The sequence below is a fragment of the Aeromonas finlandensis genome, assembly GCF_000764645.1.
Lineage (GTDB): Bacteria > Pseudomonadota > Gammaproteobacteria > Enterobacterales > Aeromonadaceae > Aeromonas > Aeromonas finlandensis.
The window spans coordinates 1-2,512 of sequence record NZ_JRGK01000213.1 but is presented as its reverse complement, the minus strand read 5'-3'; the positions used below and the strand labels follow the sequence as shown (position 1 = coordinate 2,512).

Here is a 2,512-nt window from a genome sequence, read left to right as displayed (position 1 = left end):
ATGCCGATGTACGCCATCAAGCGTGTACCGGCCATGGCGAAATATCAGGGCCATATCAGCAACGTCTTCGTTGCAACCATGGGGATGATCGCCATCTCTGCCATCCTCTATCAGCTGGTCGGTTAATCCCCCACCTGCCACTAATAGCAAAAAGCCAGCCGGTTAACCGGCTGGCTTTTTTTATTGCGTTTGTCCCGTCCTGAATATGCTTACGCCTCATCATGCGGTTATTGCGGTGACGTAATCCACACTCACGCAGCAACCTGGGACACAGCCCTTATCCGGCAACAGCATCATGGTGTTTCAGGGCTTCGCACCGAACCTCGACCAACAAAAATGCCAGTCGGGTAAACAACTGGCATCTCTTGCAAAACACACACTGTCTCTTACAGATTAGAGTGGCTGCGCTTCCAAAATGAACGGCGCGATACCAGTGATTTCAGGAATACCGAGCACCAGGGTGTCTTTCTGGCCATTGCTACCCGGCTTCATGGTCAGATATGCAGTGACACTGGCGTTGCGATTGGCAAAATCGCGCATCTTTGTTTCCCAGAGCCCCTCATAAATTTTTCCGTCTTTGATATCAGCAGAGCCTTTTAAGGTATTAAAGCTGCATGATCGATTATTCCAACCGGTCAGCGTCAGCTTGTTCAGACCTTGAGTGTTGACCTCTGTCTCACCGCTGACAGAACACCCCTCTATAAACTGGATGGTCAGCTTGATCCCCAAGCCATTGTTACTGCGCTCGGTTTTGAAATCCTGAAACAGTGCGCTCTCCCCAAGGTTGTACCAAGAGTCCGCGTTGATAGGCGCGGTTACCATCGGTTTCAATGCCACTTGGCCGCCCCAATTCTGAATAGTGAGCGCTGAATCGATTTTGGCTTTGACGGGGCGATAATCGAGTACCCAGAGTGACTGACTGCTTCCCGTCGCATCTGGCACAGACGCCACCTTGACCAACCCATCGACATTGGTATTGGACTTTTGCTCCGCCGAGTCGAAGGTACTGGGCTGGCTTTTGTTCACCAGCAGCGACAACGTCAGTGGGTAGCCCTCACCTTTGTTCAGAGAAGAAAAACCTTGAGGGAAGGTATAAGTGCTGACAGTGGCACTTCTTTTTTCAGCAATGTTCATCGCCCAACCCGTGCCCTCTGTGGACGCTGGATAGACAAAACCGACCGCACGATAGCTGTCGTTGACCGGACGGTTGATTAACTGCCCCTGCGCGTCCATCAGGACGGGGAGATAGACGCCGGCCTCCGGCAACGCCCTCGGTTGCGGCTCCGGTGGCGTGGTACCGCCGCCGCCACTATCCCCGCCGCCGCCACCACAACCTGCCAATCCCAATGCCCCGACTATCGCCCACGAAAGTGTCGCTTTTTTCATAATTCAATCTCTCTTTATGCCTGAACTTTATTATTACTGTTGTCATTTTAGGGGGGATGGTTCCCCACTGTCTGCCTGCCATTTGTAACCAAACATTTCATCAAAATAGATGTTTTCTTGTGAACGCCTCCCCTCAAACAATCTCGTCCAGCCGATGTAAAAAACCCCTCGAGAAGAGGGGCTGAATCGAAAACGCAAACGACCGGATCACGCCTCGCTGCTGGGCAGCGCGGCAGGTTCCAGCAGGGTTTCATCTTCGGCCATACAGGCAGCTGCGGTGAACAGCACGTCAGTAGAGCTGTTAAGCGCTGTCTCGGCAGAATCCTGCAGCACGCCGATGATAAAGCCGACAGCCACCACCTGCATGGCGATGTCGTTGCCGATACCAAACAGGCTGCACGCCAGCGGGATCAGCAGCAGGGAGCCCCCAGCCACACCAGACGCACCACAGGCACTGATGGTGGCTACCACGGAGAGCAGTACAGCCGTCGCCAGATCCACTTCCATCCCCAGGGTATGTACCGCCGCCATGGAGAGTACAGTGATGGTGATGGCCGCCCCCGCCATGTTGATGGTGGCACCCAGCGGGATGGAGACCGCGTAGGTATCTTCCGGCAGACGCAGTTTTTCACACAGCGCCATGTTGACCGGAATGTTGGCGGCAGAGCTGCGGGTAAAGAAGGCGGTCACACCACTCTCTTTGAGGCAGGTCAGCACCAGCGGATAGGGGTTGCGCTTGATCTTCCAGAAGACGATCAGCGGGTTGACCACGAAGGCGATAAAGAGCATGGAACCGATCAGCACCACCAGCAATTGGGCATAGCCAAACAGGGCGTCAAAGCCGGTTTCCGCCAGGGTGGAGGCAACCAGACCCAGGATCCCGAGCGGCGCGCAGCGGATCACCGCTTTCACGATGGCCGAGACGCCGTGGGACAAGTCGGTGATCAGCGCCTTGGTGCTCTCGTTGGCATGACGCATAGCGATGCCCAGACCAATAGCCCACGCCAGAATACCGATATAGTTGGCATCCATCAGCGCCTTCACCGGGTTGGTCACCACGTTGAACAGCAGGGTCTGCAGCACCTCGGTGATGCCACCCGGCGGGGTGATCTCGGCGGTGTTGGCC

General features: G+C 55.3%; 2 protein-coding genes and 1 pseudogene. 1 reads left to right on the top strand and 2 read right to left on the bottom strand.

Features of this window, described 5'->3' with window-relative positions; genetic code table 11:
* A pseudogene (locus LD28_RS23075) lies at positions 1-126 on the top strand (HAAAP family serine/threonine permease); the annotation flags it as partial.
* Between the two features lie 267 nt (positions 127-393).
* Here LD28_RS23075 and LD28_RS0112780 read toward each other — a convergent pair.
* Positions 394-1,386: a hypothetical protein gene (locus tag LD28_RS0112780; protein WP_033137347.1), complete on the bottom strand. Its 993-nt coding sequence runs from the start codon at positions 1,384-1,386 to the stop codon at positions 394-396.
* A gap of 207 nt (positions 1,387-1,593) precedes the next feature.
* Positions 1,594-2,512: serine/threonine transporter SstT (gene sstT / locus LD28_RS0112775; protein ID WP_033137346.1), on the bottom strand; the 919-nt coding region annotated here is incomplete at its 5' end.

Coding starts and splice junctions, on each gene's coding strand:
- LD28_RS0112780 (WP_033137347.1), bottom strand. CDS start 1,386: ATGAAAAAAGCGACACTTTCGTGGGCGATAGTCGGGGCATTGGGATTG.